This is a genomic window from Luteolibacter luteus, assembly GCF_012913485.1.
GTDB lineage: Bacteria > Verrucomicrobiota > Verrucomicrobiia > Verrucomicrobiales > Akkermansiaceae > Haloferula > Haloferula lutea.
The window spans coordinates 2,697,816-2,714,195 of the sequence record NZ_CP051774.1; the positions used below are offsets into that span (position 1 = coordinate 2,697,816).

The window sequence follows — 16,380 nt, forward strand, 5'->3', positions numbered from 1 at the left end:
TATACCAACCAGTCGGTATGGTCCAGTGGAAATTTTCCACTTCCCGGATCCAAAAGGGTTCGGGATCCGATCCAGCTAGGGAAGCGTCGCCCGCAGCCGGAAGAAACAACCCGTGGTTCCGATGTCCGGAAAGTTCGAGATCTCGATCCGAAGGCCGCCCCCGGGCAAGGCAGACTGGGTAACCTGTGCGAACCCCGGGCTGTCCGCCCAGCCCGCTGCAAAGCGTTGCAGGCTTTGCCAAGTGCCGGACTTCAGATCCCGGGACACCTCAACCTGATAGATCATACCCGGCCTGTAGGATTCACGAAGTTCGAAGGTGAGCACTGGCTTTCCGGTTTCGGCATCAAAGGAAACAGATGGGAGAGCCGCCCTCTGAGTGGAACTCACGGGGCCAATCGCAGGGATGCCATGGACGTAGGCCAACAAGTTGTCGATCCCATCGGCATTCGCGTCCTGCAAGGGAGCTGCGCTGCCAAAGGCAACACCTTGCCCTGCAATCCACATTTGATAATCGCTCACCGCTTCACCGGATCCATCCGAGACCGCGATCATTCCCCCCGTGCCCACAACCACAAGCAGGCTATCGTCGCCAGCGATCCCGGTCATATCCAAGGGGATCTTGGCATTGTTGCCGATGCTGGTCCAAGCGCTCCCATCCCCGTTGGAGCGGAGCATCATCGCCGAAGGCCCGACAGCCACGAAGCGGGATCCCGTCCAGCCCACATCCGTCAGGGTGAAGTTGGCGCTGCCGAGCGGAGACACTGCGGGATTCCAAAGAGCCCCGTCAGCCGAACTCTCAATGCGATTGCTTCCTACACCCACAAAGCGGCCTCCACCCCATGCCGTGGCAGCGTAGGCTGCCTCCCGTCCGCCGCGCACCGTCTGCCAAGAGCTGCCGTCACGCGATAGCACGATGGTGCCGGAGGATCCGACGCCGACGAACTCGGAGCCATTATGGGTCAGGTTATCAAGCCAAGGAGAAGGATAGACCTTGGTAATCGTATTCCACCGGCCAGCGGTGGTTTCCTGAAGACGATAGACCCCGCCTGTGGTAGCGGCTAAGAGGAGGCTCCCGCCCGGCTCCAAGTCATAAACAGCTGCCGGGAGACCCGTCGTCGTCGCCATCGTCCACTGCGGCAGCCCGGTAGTTGAGAAAAGCCCTTCACCTCCCGCGAGGAAGCGGGTGCCAACCCACTCCACCGTCCGGCTTGTCCCGAAGATCCCGTAGCTGGACTGCCAGGTGATGCCATCGGTGGAAGTGGCGCTCCCCCCACCGTATCCCACCGCCATGTAGCGGCCACCCGCCCATGCCACATCTTCAAAGTCCGGGTTGCTGCCACTGGTGGCACCTTTATTCCATGTGATCCCGTCGGGAGAGTAGAGCAACGTCCCAGCCTTGCCGACGGCCACCAACTGTGACCCATTCCAGATGACCGCTTGGATCCATTGGGCGGTACCGCTGTCCCGCGGGGTCCAGTTGACCCCGTCCGGGGAGGTGACGATCGTTCCGCCGGTGCCACAGGCGACATGCAGTGTGCCGGTCCAACAGATGCCCGTGAGATAGGAGGTCAGGCCGATCGGGTAGCGGGACCACTGCAGCGCATCGGGGCTGGAGACATAAGACCAAGCCGAGTTTCCCGACCCTTGGGCCACGGCAACATAGGAGGTCCCGTTCCAGACGACATCGGAAATCCAATCCGGTACCGAGGTGGTCCAAGCAAGTCCATCCGGGGATCCGCACAGGACACCGGCCCCGCCGAATGCCTTGAAGGCGGCCCCTGCGGCTTCCACATTCAGAAACGAGGTGGCGAAGCCGCTCGGCTGCGCAAACCAGCTTGAGCCATCGACCGAAGTGAGCACGGTTCCACCCTCTCCGGTCGCCGCGAAGCGTTGGCCGTTCCACGCGATATCGGTGAGGTTCTTGGTGGTGCCGCTGTTCCGGAGCGACCATTGCATGCCGTCCGGCGAAGAAAGGATCACGCCACCGCTTCCCGCGGCCACCCAGCAGCCGGCGCCAGCAGCCACGACATCGAGATCGCTTGCCGTGGGGCTCGTCACCGCTTGCCAAGCATAGCCATCCGGGGAATGCCAGATCGCCCCCTTGGTGCCGACGGCCACATAGCCCCCGGGACCCTTCGAGACAGCTTTGAAATCAGGAGCAGCACGGCGCAAACCACTCTGCTCCCAGTGAATCCCATCGCTGGTCCATGCCTCCAAGCCGGTGCATACGAGCTTGCTTCCCGTCCATACCAGCTTCAGCTGATCCGACAGGATCGAGACCCCTTGGATGCTTGGCACCCCAGTCCAAGCGATGCCATCGGCCGACTGATAGAGCCCGTTGGTCGTAGCGAGGAACCATTTTCCAAACCGATATTCTAGCGAACTCACGGTAATCCCCGGACTGGGCACAGCCCTTGGCGTCCATTCGATACCATCCGGAGAGGCCAGCAGGATCCCGCCCTGCCCGCCCACCATGAACTCGCTATCCGATGCCGCGGCGGCATAGAGCGGACCGCTGGTGCCGCTGGTTCCAGACGTCCATGCAATGCCATCGGGAGAACTCTCCAAGGCACCCATGTAACCGATCGCGATGAACTTGTCCCGAAGTCGCTTCACGTCGTAAAACCCGCGGTTCAAGGTGGAGATCCGGTTCCAGGATACTCCGTCAGTCGAAGTATCCGTGCCGTTGCTGCTGAAGGCGAAGACCTGTGTTCCGGTCCAAGCAAGGCGAACCAAGCCGGCAAAGGTGTCTCCCGGAACCTTGGTCCACACCAAGCCATCATCGGATTTCAAAACCACGCCGTCCGCACCCGCCGCGAGGGCGAAAGAGCCGGTCCAAACCACGCTCTGGAGATGGGTATGGATCCCGGAAGCCCGCGTCGTCCACGTCTCGAAGTCCGCAGAAACGGCAATGTACCCGTAGTTCCCGACCATGATGTAGCGGCTGCCCGTCCACACCACCGCATTGCCCTGGGTGTGCTCGCCCTTTTTCGTCCACTCCCTGCCGTCGGGAGAAGTTTGTACCTGCCGTGCGTCGTCACCGGCGACGAACTCGCCATTGATCCACCTCACATAGGTGGAGCTAGCCATCACGGACTTTTCCGCCGTCCAAGCGATGCCGTCCTCGGAACGCCAGACGAAGTTCCAGCCACTCCGGCCCACCGCGAGATAGTGGCTCCCGTTCCATGCGATGTCCGCGAGTTCCTGCGAGACGAAGGATGGCCCCGTCATGGTCGGCGAGGTCCAAGTGATGCCATCCACGGATGTCCGGGGAAATTGCCGCGGACCCACGCTGAACAATCTTCCATTCAGCTTCCGGATCCCCGCGGGAAGGTTGTTGTTGGAAAGGCTCAGGACTTGGGTCCACTCCACGAGGTCCGAAGAGCGCGTGATTCCCCAATTGTTCCGGAGATAGGTCGTGCCATCGAAGTTATCGATCCCGTAGCAAGGAGTTTCGACCGCGACCTGCGTACGATTCCACACAAGCCCATCCGGCGAGGTGGAGATGTAGTAGTAATTGTCCAGAGCCATGAACTGGCTCCCGCTCCAGGTCACCCCCTGATAGTTTTGCGACGCCGGGGCCTCGATGCGCTGCCACACCGTGCCGTCCGTTGAACGAAGGATGACTCCACCCGAACCGACGACGAGATAATGGCTCCCGCTCCAAGCAACGTCCGTGAGGTTCGCCTGCACTCCCAGAAAACGGGTGGCCCAGGATTTCCCATCGGTTGAAGTCCCGATAAGTCCCCGAGAACCCACGGCCACCGCCACCGGACCATCCCAGCAGATTTCCGCAAAGCGATCCGCTGCTCCACCGTCCACCCGATGCCATGACGTCCCGACCTCATCCGCCTTCGATCCAAGGGCGAGTGCCAGACAGATCGAAACAATTGCCATCCATACCTTCATCATAAAACCGGACCAGTGTTGTGGGAGTGATCGAGCACGACCGGGCTCAATTGAGTTATGTATGAGAGAAGAGAGCGACTTCCGACGAGAGGAATCCGCTTCCAACCCATTTGGCGGGCGCAGCGCTAAATCCTTGGCGAAGAGAGAGGCGTGGCACGGAAGGAGCGCCTTCACGAAAATTTCATCAACCGACCGGGGATGCCACCCACTGATCCTTCGCGGGGACCTTTGGAATTCGCGCCTGTTCCGCCTGTTAAAAGGAGAGAATTCAACAAGGTCCTCTCCCCGGGTCTCCACATGGCAGTTGAAGCATCCCCCGGCAATGGGATCGATCTGCACATGGAAAGCATCGGGGGATGCTGACGACAGCACCCTTCCAAGGATAGGCCGGTCCAAGGCCACCCGGAAAGTCGTCCGTGCTCCGAGCTTGCGGGGTCTCCGCTCAATCCCCGCTCTTCAGCACCTTGATGAAGGCATCCTGAGGGATGTTCACCTTGCCGATCGCCTTCATCTTTTTCTTACCTTCCTTCTGCTTCTCGAGCAGTTTGCGCTTACGGGAGATGTCACCGCCGTAGCACTTGGCGGTCACGTCCTTGCGCATGGCGGAAATGCTTTCGCGGGCGATGATCTTACCGCCGATGCAGGCTTGGATAGCGACGACGAAGAGCTGGTTCGGGATGACGTCCTTCAAGCGTGCGGCGAGGGCGCGGCCGTAGCCTTCCGCCTTCTCGCGGTGCACGATGGTGGCGAAAGCCTCGATCGGCTCGCCGGCGATCATCATTTCCATCTTCACCATGTTCGCGGCGCGGTAGCCGGCGTGCTCGTAGTCCATCGAGCCGTAGCCACGGGTGCAGGACTTCAGGCGGTCGTTGAAATCGACGAGGATCTCGGCGAGCGGCAGGAGGCAGGTGAGCATCACGCGCGTGTCGTCGATGGTCTCGGTGTGTTCGACCTCCCCGCGCTTTTCCATCACCAGCGACATGATATCGCCGATGTATTCGCCGGGGATCATAACGAAAACCTTCACCAGCGGCTCGCGGACTTCCTGGATGGTCTGCTGGTCCGGGAAGAAAGAGGGATTGTCGACGATGAGTTCCTCACCATTGGTCTTGGTGACCTGATAGATCACGGACGGGTAGGTGGAGATCACGTCCATGTTGAACTCACGGCGCAAGCGCTCCTGGATGATTTCCATGTGGAGCAGGCCGAGGAAGCCGCAGCGGAAGCCGAAGCCAAGCGCGGTCGAGCTTTCCGACATGTAGGTGAAGGCCGCGTCGTTGATCTGCAGCTTGCCCATCGCCGTCTTCAGCGCCTCGTAGTCGGAGGTGTCGATCGGGTAGATGCCGGAGAAGACCATCGGCTGGATCTCCTTGTAGCCGGGAAGCGGCTCGGGGCAAGGGTGGGTGTTATCGGTGAGCGTGTCACCGATCTTCGCCTCATCCGCGGACTTCATGTTCGCGATGACGTAGCCCACATCACCGGCCACCAGCTTGTCGCGGGCGGTCATCTTCGGGGTGAAGACGCCCACTTCCTTGACCTCGTAGGTCTTGTTGGTGGCCATCAGCTTCACGCGCTGGCCCTTCTTCACGCTGCCGGAGAAGACGCGGACGTACGAGACCACACCGCGGTAGGTGTCGTAGATGGAATCGAAAACGGAGGCGCGCAGCAGCTTGTCCGGATTCTCCACCGGAGCGGGCACGCGTTGGACGACAGCTTCCAGGATCTCCTCGATCCCGATGCCCTGCTTGGCGGATGCGGGGATCGCATCTTCACCAGGAATCGCGAGGATGTCTTCCAGCTGCTTGCGGCACTTCTCCACATCCGCGGCCGGGAGGTCGATCTTGTTGAGAACAGGAATGATCGTGAGGTTCTGCTCCAAGGCCAGATGCAGGTTTGCCACGGTCTGGGCCTCCACCCCTTGGGCGGCATCGATCATCAGGATCGCACCCTCACAGGCGGCCAGCGAGCGGGCGACCTCATAGGAGAAATCGACGTGTCCCGGCGTATCGAGCAGGTTCAGCTTGTACGTCTTCCCGTCCTTCGCCTTGTATTCCATGGCCACCGGGTGGGCCTTGATGGTGATGCCCTTCTCGCGCTCCAGATCCATGGCGTCGAGGAGCTGGTCCTGCTTTTCACGCTGGCTGATGGTCTGCGTCGCCTCCAGGAGGCGGTCGGAGAGCGTGGTCTTCCCGTGGTCGATGTGGGCGATGATCGAGAAATTGCGGGTCAGGGAAGTAGGCATAGCTGCTGGGGACGAGACTCGGGCGCGCGGAGGAAAGCACCAAATACGCGGAAATCACGGAAAAAGAAAGTGCGGGAAGTCACGTGAGGAGTTGGCGAAACGCCCGGGACTCTGCTAGTGCAGGAAACACCGTGACCGGAAGATACGAGATTCAGGACATCCTGACGCAGGACGCGAACGGCGTGGTTTTCCACGCAGAGGATCGCGAAACCGGCAAATCCGTGGTTTTGCGGCGATTTTTCCCCTATGGCCCGAACGGCGGCGGCCTGCAGGAGGCGGAGCGAAAGGCCTACTTCGCGGCGGTCGAGCGGCTCCGGGAGGTCCGGCATCCCGTGCTTCGCAAGGTTTTGGACGGGGGCTGCGATCCGGTGGACGGAATTCCTTTTCTGGCGGCGGAGTGGGTTGACGGGCAACGACTTTCCGAACTTCTGAAGGAGCGCGCCCTGAGCCCCGGCTCCACCAAGGCGCTGCTGACGCACGCGCTGGAAGCCTCCTTGGCGCTGGCGGAGGCCTTTGGGGAAGAGGCGGTGTGGGTGGAGACCACCCCGGAGTCCGTGATCCTGCCGGTGGACGGGGAAAACCTGACTTTCTGGGCCTGCCCGCTGAAATGGCTGGGCAATCCGGCGAAGCGCGGCGGACTGCTGCCGCTGGCAAAACTGGCGGAAGAATCTCTCCATTGGCAGGGCGCCCCCGAGGCCGGCACGGACGAAGGGCTGGCAGCCTGGATCAAAGCGGTACGGGAAAATCCGGACCGATGGACCCTGCAGGACGCCATCACCGCGCTCAACGAGCCCGACGCGATGGACTCGCTGCCAATCCAGAAAAGCGCCGTGGCGACGATCCCGATGGCCCTGAAAAAGAAAAAGGCAGCGGCGGCAGCGGGGAAAAAGAGCGCCTTTGTCCCGGTGCTTCTGGCGCTGATCGTGGGAGCCTTGGCTGCCGGTGGCGGCATCTATTTCCTCAAGTCCAAGGTGAAACAGGGCGAGGCCCTCGCCGAAAGCGCCACGAAGGAAGAGCCGATCCCCCACGGAGGCAGCGCGCTGGCATTTGGCACCGGGCCGGCCGCCAAGGAAGGGGCTTCCGGTACCGCCACCCCCGTTTCCACCGTTGAGCCCGGCAAGACCTCCGCGACTTCACCCCAAGGCAAGATGACCCTGACCGGCACCGTGGTGGAAACAGACCTCAGCAAAAGCGCGAAGACCCGCTACCTGAAAATCAAGGTGGAGGGGGCGCAGGATCCTCGATGGGTGGGCTACCAGGTTTCCCAGAATGCGGCAGGGATGGAGCCGGCCGATCTGGAAGCGCTCAAGGACAAGCGGGTGGAGGTAAACGGAAACGAGCGGAAAGAAGATTCCCACCGCAAGGTGGTCTTGCACATCAAGTCGCGGGATCAGATCAAGGTGCTCGATTCCGCCGTCGGCCCGTGATTTCACCCTCAGCTCAACTCGCCGCCATCGATTTCCTGATCCCGAAGGAAGTCCTGTCTTTCGCCACGGCCGGCCTGCACACGGTAGCGGACCTGATCGAGTGGCTGCCACGGCGCTATGAGGATCGGCGGCGCTTCGATGCTTTCCCGGCGCAGGCCGGAGGTCCGGCGGTATGCCTGCGGGGTACGGTGGTGGATTCAATGAAGCGGCGCTTCGGTCCGCGGAAGCAGTTTTATGAAGCAGTGGTGATGGATGGCACCGGCGGGGTCTTCGGATCCGGAAAGGTGACCTGCCGCTGGTTCAACATGCCCTTCATCCACAAGATGGTGGCCACGGGCCACGAGGTGGTGCTCTACGGCAAGCCGAAGGACTCCGGCGGGAAGCTGGTGATCGATCACCCGGAATTCGAAATCGTAAAGGACGAGGGCGGACCTTCGATCCACTTGGAGCGCATCGTCCCGATCTACCGGAATGTCTCCGGCATCGCCCAGCGGCGGCTGCGCGAGATCATCTATACCGCGCTAAAGAAGATCGATCCCGCAGCGATCGAGCCCGCCTACGATGTGGATCCGACTTATCCGCGGATCGACGCTTTCCGGGAAGTACACTTCCCGGAGGCGATCGAGCAGGCGGAGGCCGCACGGCGGCGCTTTGCCTTGGAGGAGTTTTTCGCGCTGCAACTCAATGTCGTGTGGCGCCGGGCGCGGAACCAAGAACACACGGGTCGGGTGCTGGGCACGAAGACGACCTTGTTGAAGCGCTTTTATGAAAGCCTGCCTTTCGACCTGACCGGGGCGCAGAAGCGCTCGATCAAGGAGATCGTGGCGGACATGCGCGAGCCTCGGCCGATGAACCGGCTGCTGCAAGGCGACGTGGGATCGGGCAAGACCTTCGTGGCGATGGCCTCGATGCTTTTAGCGATCGATTCCGGATGTCAGGCCGCATTGATGGCACCGACACAGATTCTGGCAGAGCAACACTTCCTGACCTTCCGCAAATGGCTGGAGCCACTCGGCGTGCGGGTGACGCTGCGCACCGCGGCAAAGGAGGACAGCACCCATTTGCCGATCGAGGGAGAATCGCAGGTGCTGATCGGCACGCATGCACTGCTCTATGACAAGGTGTCCTTCACCGATCTCGGGCTGATCGTGATCGACGAGCAGCACAAGTTCGGCGTAGTGCAGCGGTCGAGGCTGATCGCGCAAGGCAGCACGCCCGATGTGCTGGTGATGACCGCCACGCCGATCCCTCGCACCCTGACGATGACGATCTACGGGGATCTGGATGTTTCGATCCTGGATGAGCGTCCGGCAGGTCGCGGCAAGATGGTCACCGCGCTGCGGACTGCGGCGAAGCAGACGGAGGTAACGAAGTTTGTGAAGGATCAGCTCTCCGCGGGGAGACAGGCCTATCTCGTCTATCCGCTGGTGGAAGAGAGCGAAAACCTGAAGGCGGAGTCCGCAACCGAAGCGCTGGAGAAATGGCAGAAGCGTCTAGGCGGCCATGAGGTCGGAATGGTCCACGGGAAGCTGGACGTGGAGGAAAAGGAGTCGGTGATGCGGCGCTTCCGCGATGGGGAGATCCATGCGCTGGTCGCGACCACCGTGATCGAAGTCGGCGTGGATGTCCCGAATGCGAACCTGATGATCATTCATCACGCGGAGCGCTTCGGCTTGGCGCAGCTCCACCAGCTCCGCGGACGAATCGGCCGCGGCGAGCACAAGAGCTACTGCATCCTTCTCACCGACGGGAAGAGCCCCGAAGGCATGGAGAAGCTGGCGGTGATGGAGAAGACTTCCGATGGCTTCCTGATCGCGGAGGAAGACCTGCGCCTGCGCGGTCCGGGCGATGTGCTGGGGACGATGCAGAGCGGTCTGGGGGACCTGAAGTTCGCGGACTTCCTGGCGGATACCACCTTGCTCCGCGAGGCGCGGGCGCTGGCGGATCAGGTGATCAAGGAAGACGCGATGCTAGACGGGAAGCATGCGCGTCTAGCGGGCTTGATCATGGAGACAAATGGCAAGCCGGTGCAGCGTGGCTGATCTAAGTCACGCCGACCGAGAAGGTCTTCCTCTGCCTTTCCGCGGAGCGGGCCCTCCGCCAAAGGCGCGTATTTTCACGGACGGCTCGCTCGGCAGGACCGGAAACACGCTTGGAAAGGCAGGTCACGGCGGTTTTTCCGGGAAATACCTCGCATCGGGATTTGCAGCGGGTTACTCCGCCTCGCTCTGCAATCTTATTCCCGGAGCCGGGCAACCATCGCGTGAAAATCACTCTCAACGAATCCATTCCAGCGGAACGGCGACCGCAGATCGAGACCTTGGTGGAATCCCTTGCCGGTCCTTCGGAGATCATTTGGAGCCACAGCCGCTTCCCGCGATTGGTGATGTTCGTGGAACCGGGACCGAATGATGTCACCGAGCCGGAGAGCGGCTCCATTTTTGAATCCACCCGCGCGAGCAAGACCTCGCCCTCCTCCCTAGTCGCGCTGCTTGAGGAGCGCATCAAGGTTTGCCTCGCTGGCAAGGCCTAGTCGGCCACGAAAAAGGCGGCATCCTGTGAAGAGTGCCGCCTTGGAAAAAATCTCGTGCGACAGGCTCAGTAGCGACGGCCACCGCTAGGACGGCCACCGCCGAAACCACCGCCACCGCTGCGTTCTTCGCGGGCTTGGGCTTCGTTCACCTTGAGGTTGCGACCGTCCAGTTCCTTGCCATTGGTCGCGTCGATGGCCTTCTTCATGGAATCGGCCGAGTCCATCGTCACGAACGCGAACCCGCGAGGCTGACCACTCTCGCGATCCGTGGGCACGTGAACGTCGGTCACTTGGCCATATTGGGAAAACAGGGACTCGAGATCCTGTTTGGTCGTCTTGAACGACAAGTTTCCTACATACATTTTCATCATCGTCGATGGTCCGCGCAATACGCCTTTTCGCGAGATGTTCCCGTTGATCGGGTTTCAGGTCACCATCGAATGTACGAGACTCGCCTAGCAACGCTCCAAGTCTTGATCTTGCCAAGGCGTGAACCAACTGAAGGCCATATCAGTATTCAGGAGGCTATTCCACAAGAATCCGAAAATATCGGCCCAAGCCTGATCCGGAGGCCCGGAAGATGGTAAACCGGATTGACGGATCGCGGCCGCCAGCTTGCCATCTCTTCCCGTGAAAAACGCCCACCGTTGCCTGCTTGCCGTCGCCATTCTGCTTGCCGCCAGTTGCGCAACGGAGCCGCCGCTCGACCCGGATAAGAAGTCCTACTACGCGGACGTGGAGTTCACGGTGGGTCGCGATGGGAAGACGACCGATGCCAAGATCATCAGCAGCGATGCGCCGAAATCGATGCAGAACGCAGCGATCGAAGAGGTGCTGCGCTATCGCGCGGAGCCTGCCGCAGAACCGACCAAGGGGCGGCGGCGGATCGAGATGCTGATGGATTGAGCGATTCCAAAACGATCGCGGGGCTTCCTTGCTTCCCGCTCGCCAGCGGGGAAGTTCTCGTTAGATTCTCGGCTCATGACGCCTTCCGTCGCCGACTACGAGAAGCTGGGAGCCTTTTACCTAGGCCGCGAGTATGATCTCGATACCAAGTCCGCCAATGGCGGGCTGGTGATGTACGATTCGAAGGACCTCGTCACCCACGGCGTGGTGCTCGGCATGACGGGATCCGGCAAGACCGGTCTCTGCCTGGCGCTGCTGGAAGAGGCGGCGATGGACAACATCCCCGCAATCATCATCGATCCGAAGGGCGACATCTCGAACCTGCTGCTCGCTTTCCCGGATCTCTCGGCTGCTGACTTCCGGCCTTGGATCAATGAGGACGACGCCTCGAAGAAGGGTGTCTCGCCGGATGACTTCGCGGCTTCCACCGCAGAGATGTGGAAGAAAGGTCTCGCCGATTGGGGGCAGGGACCGGAGCGCATCGCGCAGTTCAAGGAGAAGGTCGATATCAACATTTTCACGCCCGGGTCGAAGGCGGGCATTCCGGTCTCGATCCTGAGTTCACTGGAGGCTCCGCCTTTCGAAATCTTGGACGATGCCGAGTTGTTCGGCGAACGGATCGAGAGCACGGTGTCCTCTCTGCTCTCGCTGGTGGGTGTGGATGCCGATCCGATCCAGAGCCCGCAGGCAATCCTGCTTTCGACGATTTTCCAGAAGGAATGGCAGGCGGAGAAGGACATCACCCTGGAGACGCTGATCCGTCACATCCAGAAGCCCGCCTTCGACAAGGTAGGAGTGATCGATCTGGAGAGCTTCCTGCCGCAGAAGGACCGTCAGGCACTGGCGCTGAAGTTCAACAACCTGCTGGCCTCGCCCGGATTCGCGACCTGGCTGGAGGGTCCACCGCTGGACATCGCGAAGATGCTGCACGCACCGGACGGCAAGCCGCGGATCTCGATTTTCTCGATCGCGCATCTGGGTGACGCGGAGCGGATGTTCTTCGTGAGCCTGCTGCTGAACCAGACGCTGGGCTGGATGCGGGCACAGAGTGGCACGACTTCGCTGCGGGCACTGCTCTACATGGATGAGATCTACGGCTATCTGCCGCCATCCGCGAATCCGCCGAGCAAGCGGCCGATGATGACGCTGCTGAAGCAGGCGCGCGCCTTCGGCCTCGGCTGCCTGCTGGCAACGCAGAACCCGGTGGATCTCGATTACAAGGCGCTTTCCAATATCGGCACCTGGTTCCTGGGCCGTCTGCAAACGGAACGCGACAAGCTGCGGGTGCTGGACGGCCTGGAAGGTGCCGCGGGCGCGCAGAACGCGAAGTTCGACCGCGGGGAGATGGAAAAACTGCTCTCCGCACTCGGCAACCGGGTCTTTCTGATGAACAACGTCCACGAGGATCACCCGGTCCTCTTCCACGTGCGCTGGGTGATGAGCTACCTGACCGGCCCTCTGACCCGGACGAGCATCAAGGCGCTGATGGATCCGAAGCGCGGTGCCTTCGGTGGCGAAAGTACGAAGGACGCCGTAGCAGCGGACGCGAATCCGATGTCGATGCCCGGCATGGCCGCCAGCCCGGCGAAGTCATCTTCCCGGCCACTGGTGGGAAGCGGAATCACCGAGAAATTCGCGCCGCCCGCGGGGGACGCATCGGAAGTGACCTACCGGCCTCATCTGTTGCGCGTCGGCACGGTTCACTTCAGCTCGGCAAAGACAGGAGCCGATGGCAGCATCAAGGTCCGGAAGGTGAATGCAATTTTGCCCGAGGGAATCGATTGGGACCGTGATCTGCCACCACCTCTGAAGCCGGAGGAGCTTGGAAACTCGCCGGACGAAGGGGCTGGCTTCGCGGAGCTGCCTGGCTTCGCGATGAACGCGGCGAACTACAAGCAGGTGGAAAAGGAGTTCGACGAGTGGCTTTACCGCAACCAGCGGGCCGAGCTCTTTTCCTGTCCGGCACTGAAGGCATTCTCGCAGCTCGGAGAATCGGAAGCGGAGTTCCGTGCCCGGCTGACCCAGCAGGCTCGCGAGGTGCGTGATGCGGCGCTTGAGAAGATCCGTGCGGCAACGAACAAGAAGCTCGATACCCTGCAAGGGAAGCTGCAGACCGCGGAGGGCACGCTCGCCCGCCAGAAGGCGGAGTCGCAGGGAGCCATGATGCAGGCCGGTGCCTCGATCCTCGGGGGCTTGCTGGGCGGTTTGCTCGGACGCAAGGGACGTGGCGGCTCGCTGATCACGAAAGGCACCTCCGTTTACAAGCAGCGCCAGGATGTCAGCGCGGCGGAAGACAAGGTGGAAGGTGTGCAGCAACAGATGGGGGAGATCGAAAGGCAGCTTCAGGAGGAAATCGCCAAACTGAGCCAAGCTTACGACCCCTCAGCCCTCAGCCTGGAAACGGAGACGATCAAGCCAACCAAGGCGAACGTCACGGTCGATTCGGTGGCACTGCTCTGGCTGCCCTATGATGATCGCGGGGAGCGCGCTTGGTAGACCTCCTCAATCGTCGCTTCAGCGCGAGGTCCGGGGTTTGAAATGGGGACCATTGGAAGGGATTCCGAGGGATCACCCCCTATGGTACATTCTGGCCATGTCTCTTTCTTATTCTGCGCTCTCCACTCTGGTCATCCCGGCCCCCTCGCATTGCCTGTTATTTTCCCTGTTTTAACAGGCGGAACAGGCGATGCCGACGAGCCATCCAGGCAGAGCTTTCCGGACGGGGCGGGCGATTTCCTCTGGCGAATCTCGTGATTGGGCCGAGCTTCCCCGGGAGGACCTTTTTTGCGGTCCCGGCTGGCACTTGCCGTCGCCGCCAGCCGTCCGTTTCAGGCGGCAGTGCGAATCCCCACGACCATGGGCGACAAGAATCCAAAGGCGAAGCTGAAGCAAAAGCACCAGCAGGAGCTTCAGAAGAAGCACAAGACCGAGGAGCACGACCGCCACCAACAGCGCCTTCACGAACTTCATGAGATGAAGCATCCGCAGGAGACGAAGGAGGCGTGAGCCCGCTCCATTGACCGGTGTCTGCCGCGGACGGGTGATGCCCGCCGAAGGAGGGGAGACACGTGCCGAATCCGCACTTCCTTGCGCGGGAAAATATTTTCGATGAAATTCCTAGCCGGAATCGCTGGAGAGACGTTTGTAACAGCTCTCGGACGCACCCGTCCCTCTATCATGAAAGCCACACATCTGTTCGCGGCTGCATTCGCCGCCTCCCTCGGTTTCACCTCCGCCTTTGCCGGTGGCGAAGGTTGGACGCACGATTTCGCCGCCGCCAAGAAGCAGGCCGCCGACGAGAAGAAGGATCTCCTGATGGACTTCACCGGCTCCGACTGGTGCGGCTGGTGCATCAAGCTGAACGATGAAGTCTTCAAACATGAGCCCTTCAAGGCAGGCGTGAAGGACAAGTTCGTGCTGGTGGAGCTCGATTACCCTCAGGACAAGTCGAAGCTCAGCGAGGAGACCATCAAGCAAAACGACGAGCTGCAGGAGAAATATGCCATCCAAGGCTTCCCGACGATCCTTCTCTGCGACGCAAGCGGCAAGCCGTTCGCCCGCACCGGCTATCAGGAAGGCGGCCCTGAGAAATACGTGGCCCATCTCGACGAACTGCGCGGGAAGAAGGATGCCCGCGACAAGGCGCTGGCGGAAGCGGCCAAAGCCGAAGGCACCGCCAAGGCCAAGGCCCTGATCTCCGCCCTCGAGGGCATGGAACTGGAAGACGCCGTGGCAGCCAATTTCTACCCCGAAGTCATCGAACAGATCAAAGCCGCCGACCCGAAGGACGAAACCGGCTTCTCCAAGAAGATCGAGGAGAAGCAGAAGTTCGCGAAGTGGGAGAGCGAATTGCAGGGCTTCGCGGAAAAGCAGGACATGGAAGGCGCACTCGCTTTCGTGGAAAAGTCCGCAGCTGATTTCACCGGGGAATCCAAGCAGAAGATCTTGGCTACCAAGGCGGGGATCCTCGCCCAGTCCGGAAAGTTCGACGATTCGCTGAAGGCGCTCGCGGAAGCCAAGGCTGCCGCCCCGGACAGCGAAATCGCTCCGCAGCTCGATAACTTCAAGGAGCGCATCGAGGAGATGAAGGCAGGGGCGGCCGATGAAAAGGCCGGCGCCGACGAGGAGAAAAAGGACGAGGCGAAGGAAGAATAAAGCGCACGCCCTACGCTCAGATTTCAGAAGCCGCCCGGAAGATCCGGGCGGCTTTTTGATTTTCAGGCGCTAAGCGGGAAAAGGCTCATTTTTGTTCTAGTGAACAGCTTTTTACTTTGACGGGTACTGTTCAATCTGACACAAGTCCGCATCCTAACACGACTGCCATGGCTAAAACGACTGAAGATCCCTCTGACAAGCTTGCCGACGCCCGCAAACGCAACCTCGATCTCGCTATCTCCAGCATCCAGAAGGAGTTTGGCGAAGCCGCCATCATGCGGATGGGCGATGGTCACCGGGTCGATGTCGATGTCATCCCCACCGGAAACCTGCTGATTGATCGCGCCTTGGGCGTGGGTGGCTTCCCCCGTGGCCGTATCATCGAGGTGTTCGGTCCGGAATCCTCCGGTAAGACGACTTTGACTCTCACGGCAATCGCTCAGGCCCAGAAGAAAGGTGGCCTTGCCGCCTTCATCGACGTGGAGCACGCACTGGATCCGCAGTATGCGAAGATGCTCGGCGTGAATCTGGACGACCTTCTGGTCTCGCAGCCTTCCTCCGGTGAAGAAGCCCTGCAAATCTGCGAGGCATTGGTCCGCTCGAACGCCATCGACGTGATCGTTCTGGACTCGGTGGCCGCGCTGGTGACCAAGCAGGAACTCGATGGCGAAATCGGCGACTCCACGGTGGGTGCCCAAGCCCGCCTGATGAGCGCCGCGATGCGCAAGCTGACCAGCTTCATCTCGAAGGCCCGCACGGTCTGCATTTTCACCAACCAGATCCGCGAGAAGATCGGCGTGATGTTCGGCAATCCGGAAACCACCCCGGGCGGCCGCGCGCTGAAATTCTTCGCCTCCGTCCGCATCGACATCCGGCGCATCGGCCAGATCAAGGCCACGGATGGTTCCGTGCAGGGCAGCCGCACGAAGATCAAGGTGGTGAAGAACAAGGTGGCCCCGCCCTTCGCGGAGTGCGAGTTCGACATCATGTATAACGAGGGAATTTCCTCGGTGGGCTCCTTGCTCGATCTCGCGCTGGAGATGGACCTGATCCAGAAGCGCGGTTCCTGGTTCGCCTACAATGGCACGCAGCTCGCCCAAGGACGGGATGCGGCGAAGGAAGCGCTCAAGACCGATGAGGCGCTCTACACCGAACTCTCCGAGAAGGTGCGCGAGAAGCTCGATGCCAAGAAGGGCAAGTAAGCAGCA

At 61.0% G+C, this 16,380-nt stretch carries 11 protein-coding genes; 8 read left to right on the forward strand and 3 right to left on the reverse strand.

What is annotated here, in order from left to right:
• Positions 1-75: 75 nt before the first annotated feature.
• Both HHL09_RS11350 and lepA read right to left on the reverse strand, forming a co-directional pair.
• Positions 76-3,912, reverse strand: a complete 3,837-nt coding sequence (locus HHL09_RS11350; protein ID WP_169454756.1) for a beta propeller repeat protein — start codon at positions 3,910-3,912, stop codon at positions 76-78.
• Between the two features lie 439 nt (positions 3,913-4,351).
• Positions 4,352-6,151, reverse strand: a complete 1,800-nt coding sequence (gene lepA, locus HHL09_RS11355) for a translation elongation factor 4 (protein ID WP_169454757.1) — start codon at positions 6,149-6,151, stop codon at positions 4,352-4,354.
• Positions 6,152-6,282: 131 nt separating this feature from the next.
• On the opposite strand from lepA, the gene HHL09_RS26400 reads away from it, so the two are divergent.
• The 3 genes from HHL09_RS26400 to HHL09_RS11365 all read left to right on the forward strand — a co-directional run bounded on the left by HHL09_RS26400 (position 6,283) and on the right by HHL09_RS11365 (position 10,111).
• On the forward strand, positions 6,283-7,578 hold the full coding sequence (locus HHL09_RS26400; RefSeq protein WP_205761029.1) for a serine/threonine-protein kinase: 1,296 nt from the start codon (positions 6,283-6,285) through the stop codon (positions 7,576-7,578).
• Entirely contained in the window at positions 7,575-9,620 is a 2,046-nt protein-coding gene (gene recG, locus HHL09_RS11360) for an ATP-dependent DNA helicase RecG (protein WP_205761030.1), read from the forward strand. The genes HHL09_RS26400 and recG overlap by 4 nt, the downstream gene beginning before the upstream one ends.
• A gap of 221 nt (positions 9,621-9,841) precedes the next feature.
• Positions 9,842-10,111, forward strand: coding sequence for a hypothetical protein (locus HHL09_RS11365; RefSeq protein WP_169454759.1), 270 nt, complete (start codon positions 9,842-9,844; stop codon positions 10,109-10,111).
• A gap of 65 nt (positions 10,112-10,176) precedes the next feature.
• On the opposite strand, the gene HHL09_RS11370 is transcribed toward HHL09_RS11365, so the two are convergent.
• Positions 10,177-10,473 (reverse strand): RNA recognition motif domain-containing protein, encoded by a 297-nt coding sequence (locus HHL09_RS11370; RefSeq protein WP_240963771.1) that lies wholly within the window; start codon positions 10,471-10,473, stop codon positions 10,177-10,179.
• Between the two features lie 268 nt (positions 10,474-10,741).
• Between HHL09_RS11370 and HHL09_RS11375 the strand changes: the two genes are divergently transcribed.
• From HHL09_RS11375 to recA, 5 genes are all read left to right on the forward strand, one after another.
• Positions 10,742-11,017 carry an energy transducer TonB gene (locus HHL09_RS11375; RefSeq protein WP_169454760.1) on the forward strand — a complete coding sequence of 92 codons (276 nt, stop codon included), beginning with the start codon at positions 10,742-10,744 and terminating at the stop codon, positions 11,015-11,017.
• 75 nt (positions 11,018-11,092) lie between these two features.
• Entirely contained in the window at positions 11,093-13,513 is a 2,421-nt protein-coding gene (locus HHL09_RS11380; protein ID WP_169454761.1) for an ATP-binding protein, read from the forward strand.
• A gap of 342 nt (positions 13,514-13,855) precedes the next feature.
• Positions 13,856-14,023 carry a hypothetical protein gene (locus HHL09_RS11385; RefSeq protein ID WP_169454762.1) on the forward strand — a complete coding sequence of 56 codons (168 nt, stop codon included), beginning with the start codon at positions 13,856-13,858 and terminating at the stop codon, positions 14,021-14,023.
• A 171-nt stretch (positions 14,024-14,194) separates the two neighbouring features.
• Complete coding sequence (locus HHL09_RS11390) at positions 14,195-15,172, forward strand: thioredoxin family protein (RefSeq protein WP_169454763.1); 978 nt, start codon at positions 14,195-14,197, stop codon at positions 15,170-15,172.
• 167 nt (positions 15,173-15,339) lie between these two features.
• A complete protein-coding gene (recA, locus tag HHL09_RS11395) occupies positions 15,340-16,374 on the forward strand; it encodes a recombinase RecA (RefSeq protein WP_169454764.1) in 1,035 nt (344 codons plus the stop codon).
• Positions 16,375-16,380: the final 6 nt, after the last annotated feature.

Bases quoted from the DNA above. Each gene is read 5' to 3' on its own strand.
- recA (WP_169454764.1), top strand. From the start codon at position 15,340: ATGGCTAAAACGACTGAAGATCCCTCTGACAAGCTTGCCGACGCCCGC.
- HHL09_RS11380 (WP_169454761.1), top strand. From the start codon at position 11,093: ATGACGCCTTCCGTCGCCGACTACGAGAAGCTGGGAGCCTTTTACCTA.
- lepA (WP_169454757.1), bottom strand. From the start codon at position 6,151: ATGCCTACTTCCCTGACCCGCAATTTCTCGATCATCGCCCACATCGAC.
- HHL09_RS11370 (WP_240963771.1), bottom strand. From the start codon at position 10,473: ATGTATGTAGGAAACTTGTCGTTCAAGACGACCAAACAGGATCTCGAG.
- HHL09_RS11350 (WP_169454756.1), bottom strand. From the start codon at position 3,912: ATGATGAAGGTATGGATGGCAATTGTTTCGATCTGTCTGGCACTCGCC.
- HHL09_RS11390 (WP_169454763.1), top strand. From the start codon at position 14,195: ATGAAAGCCACACATCTGTTCGCGGCTGCATTCGCCGCCTCCCTCGGT.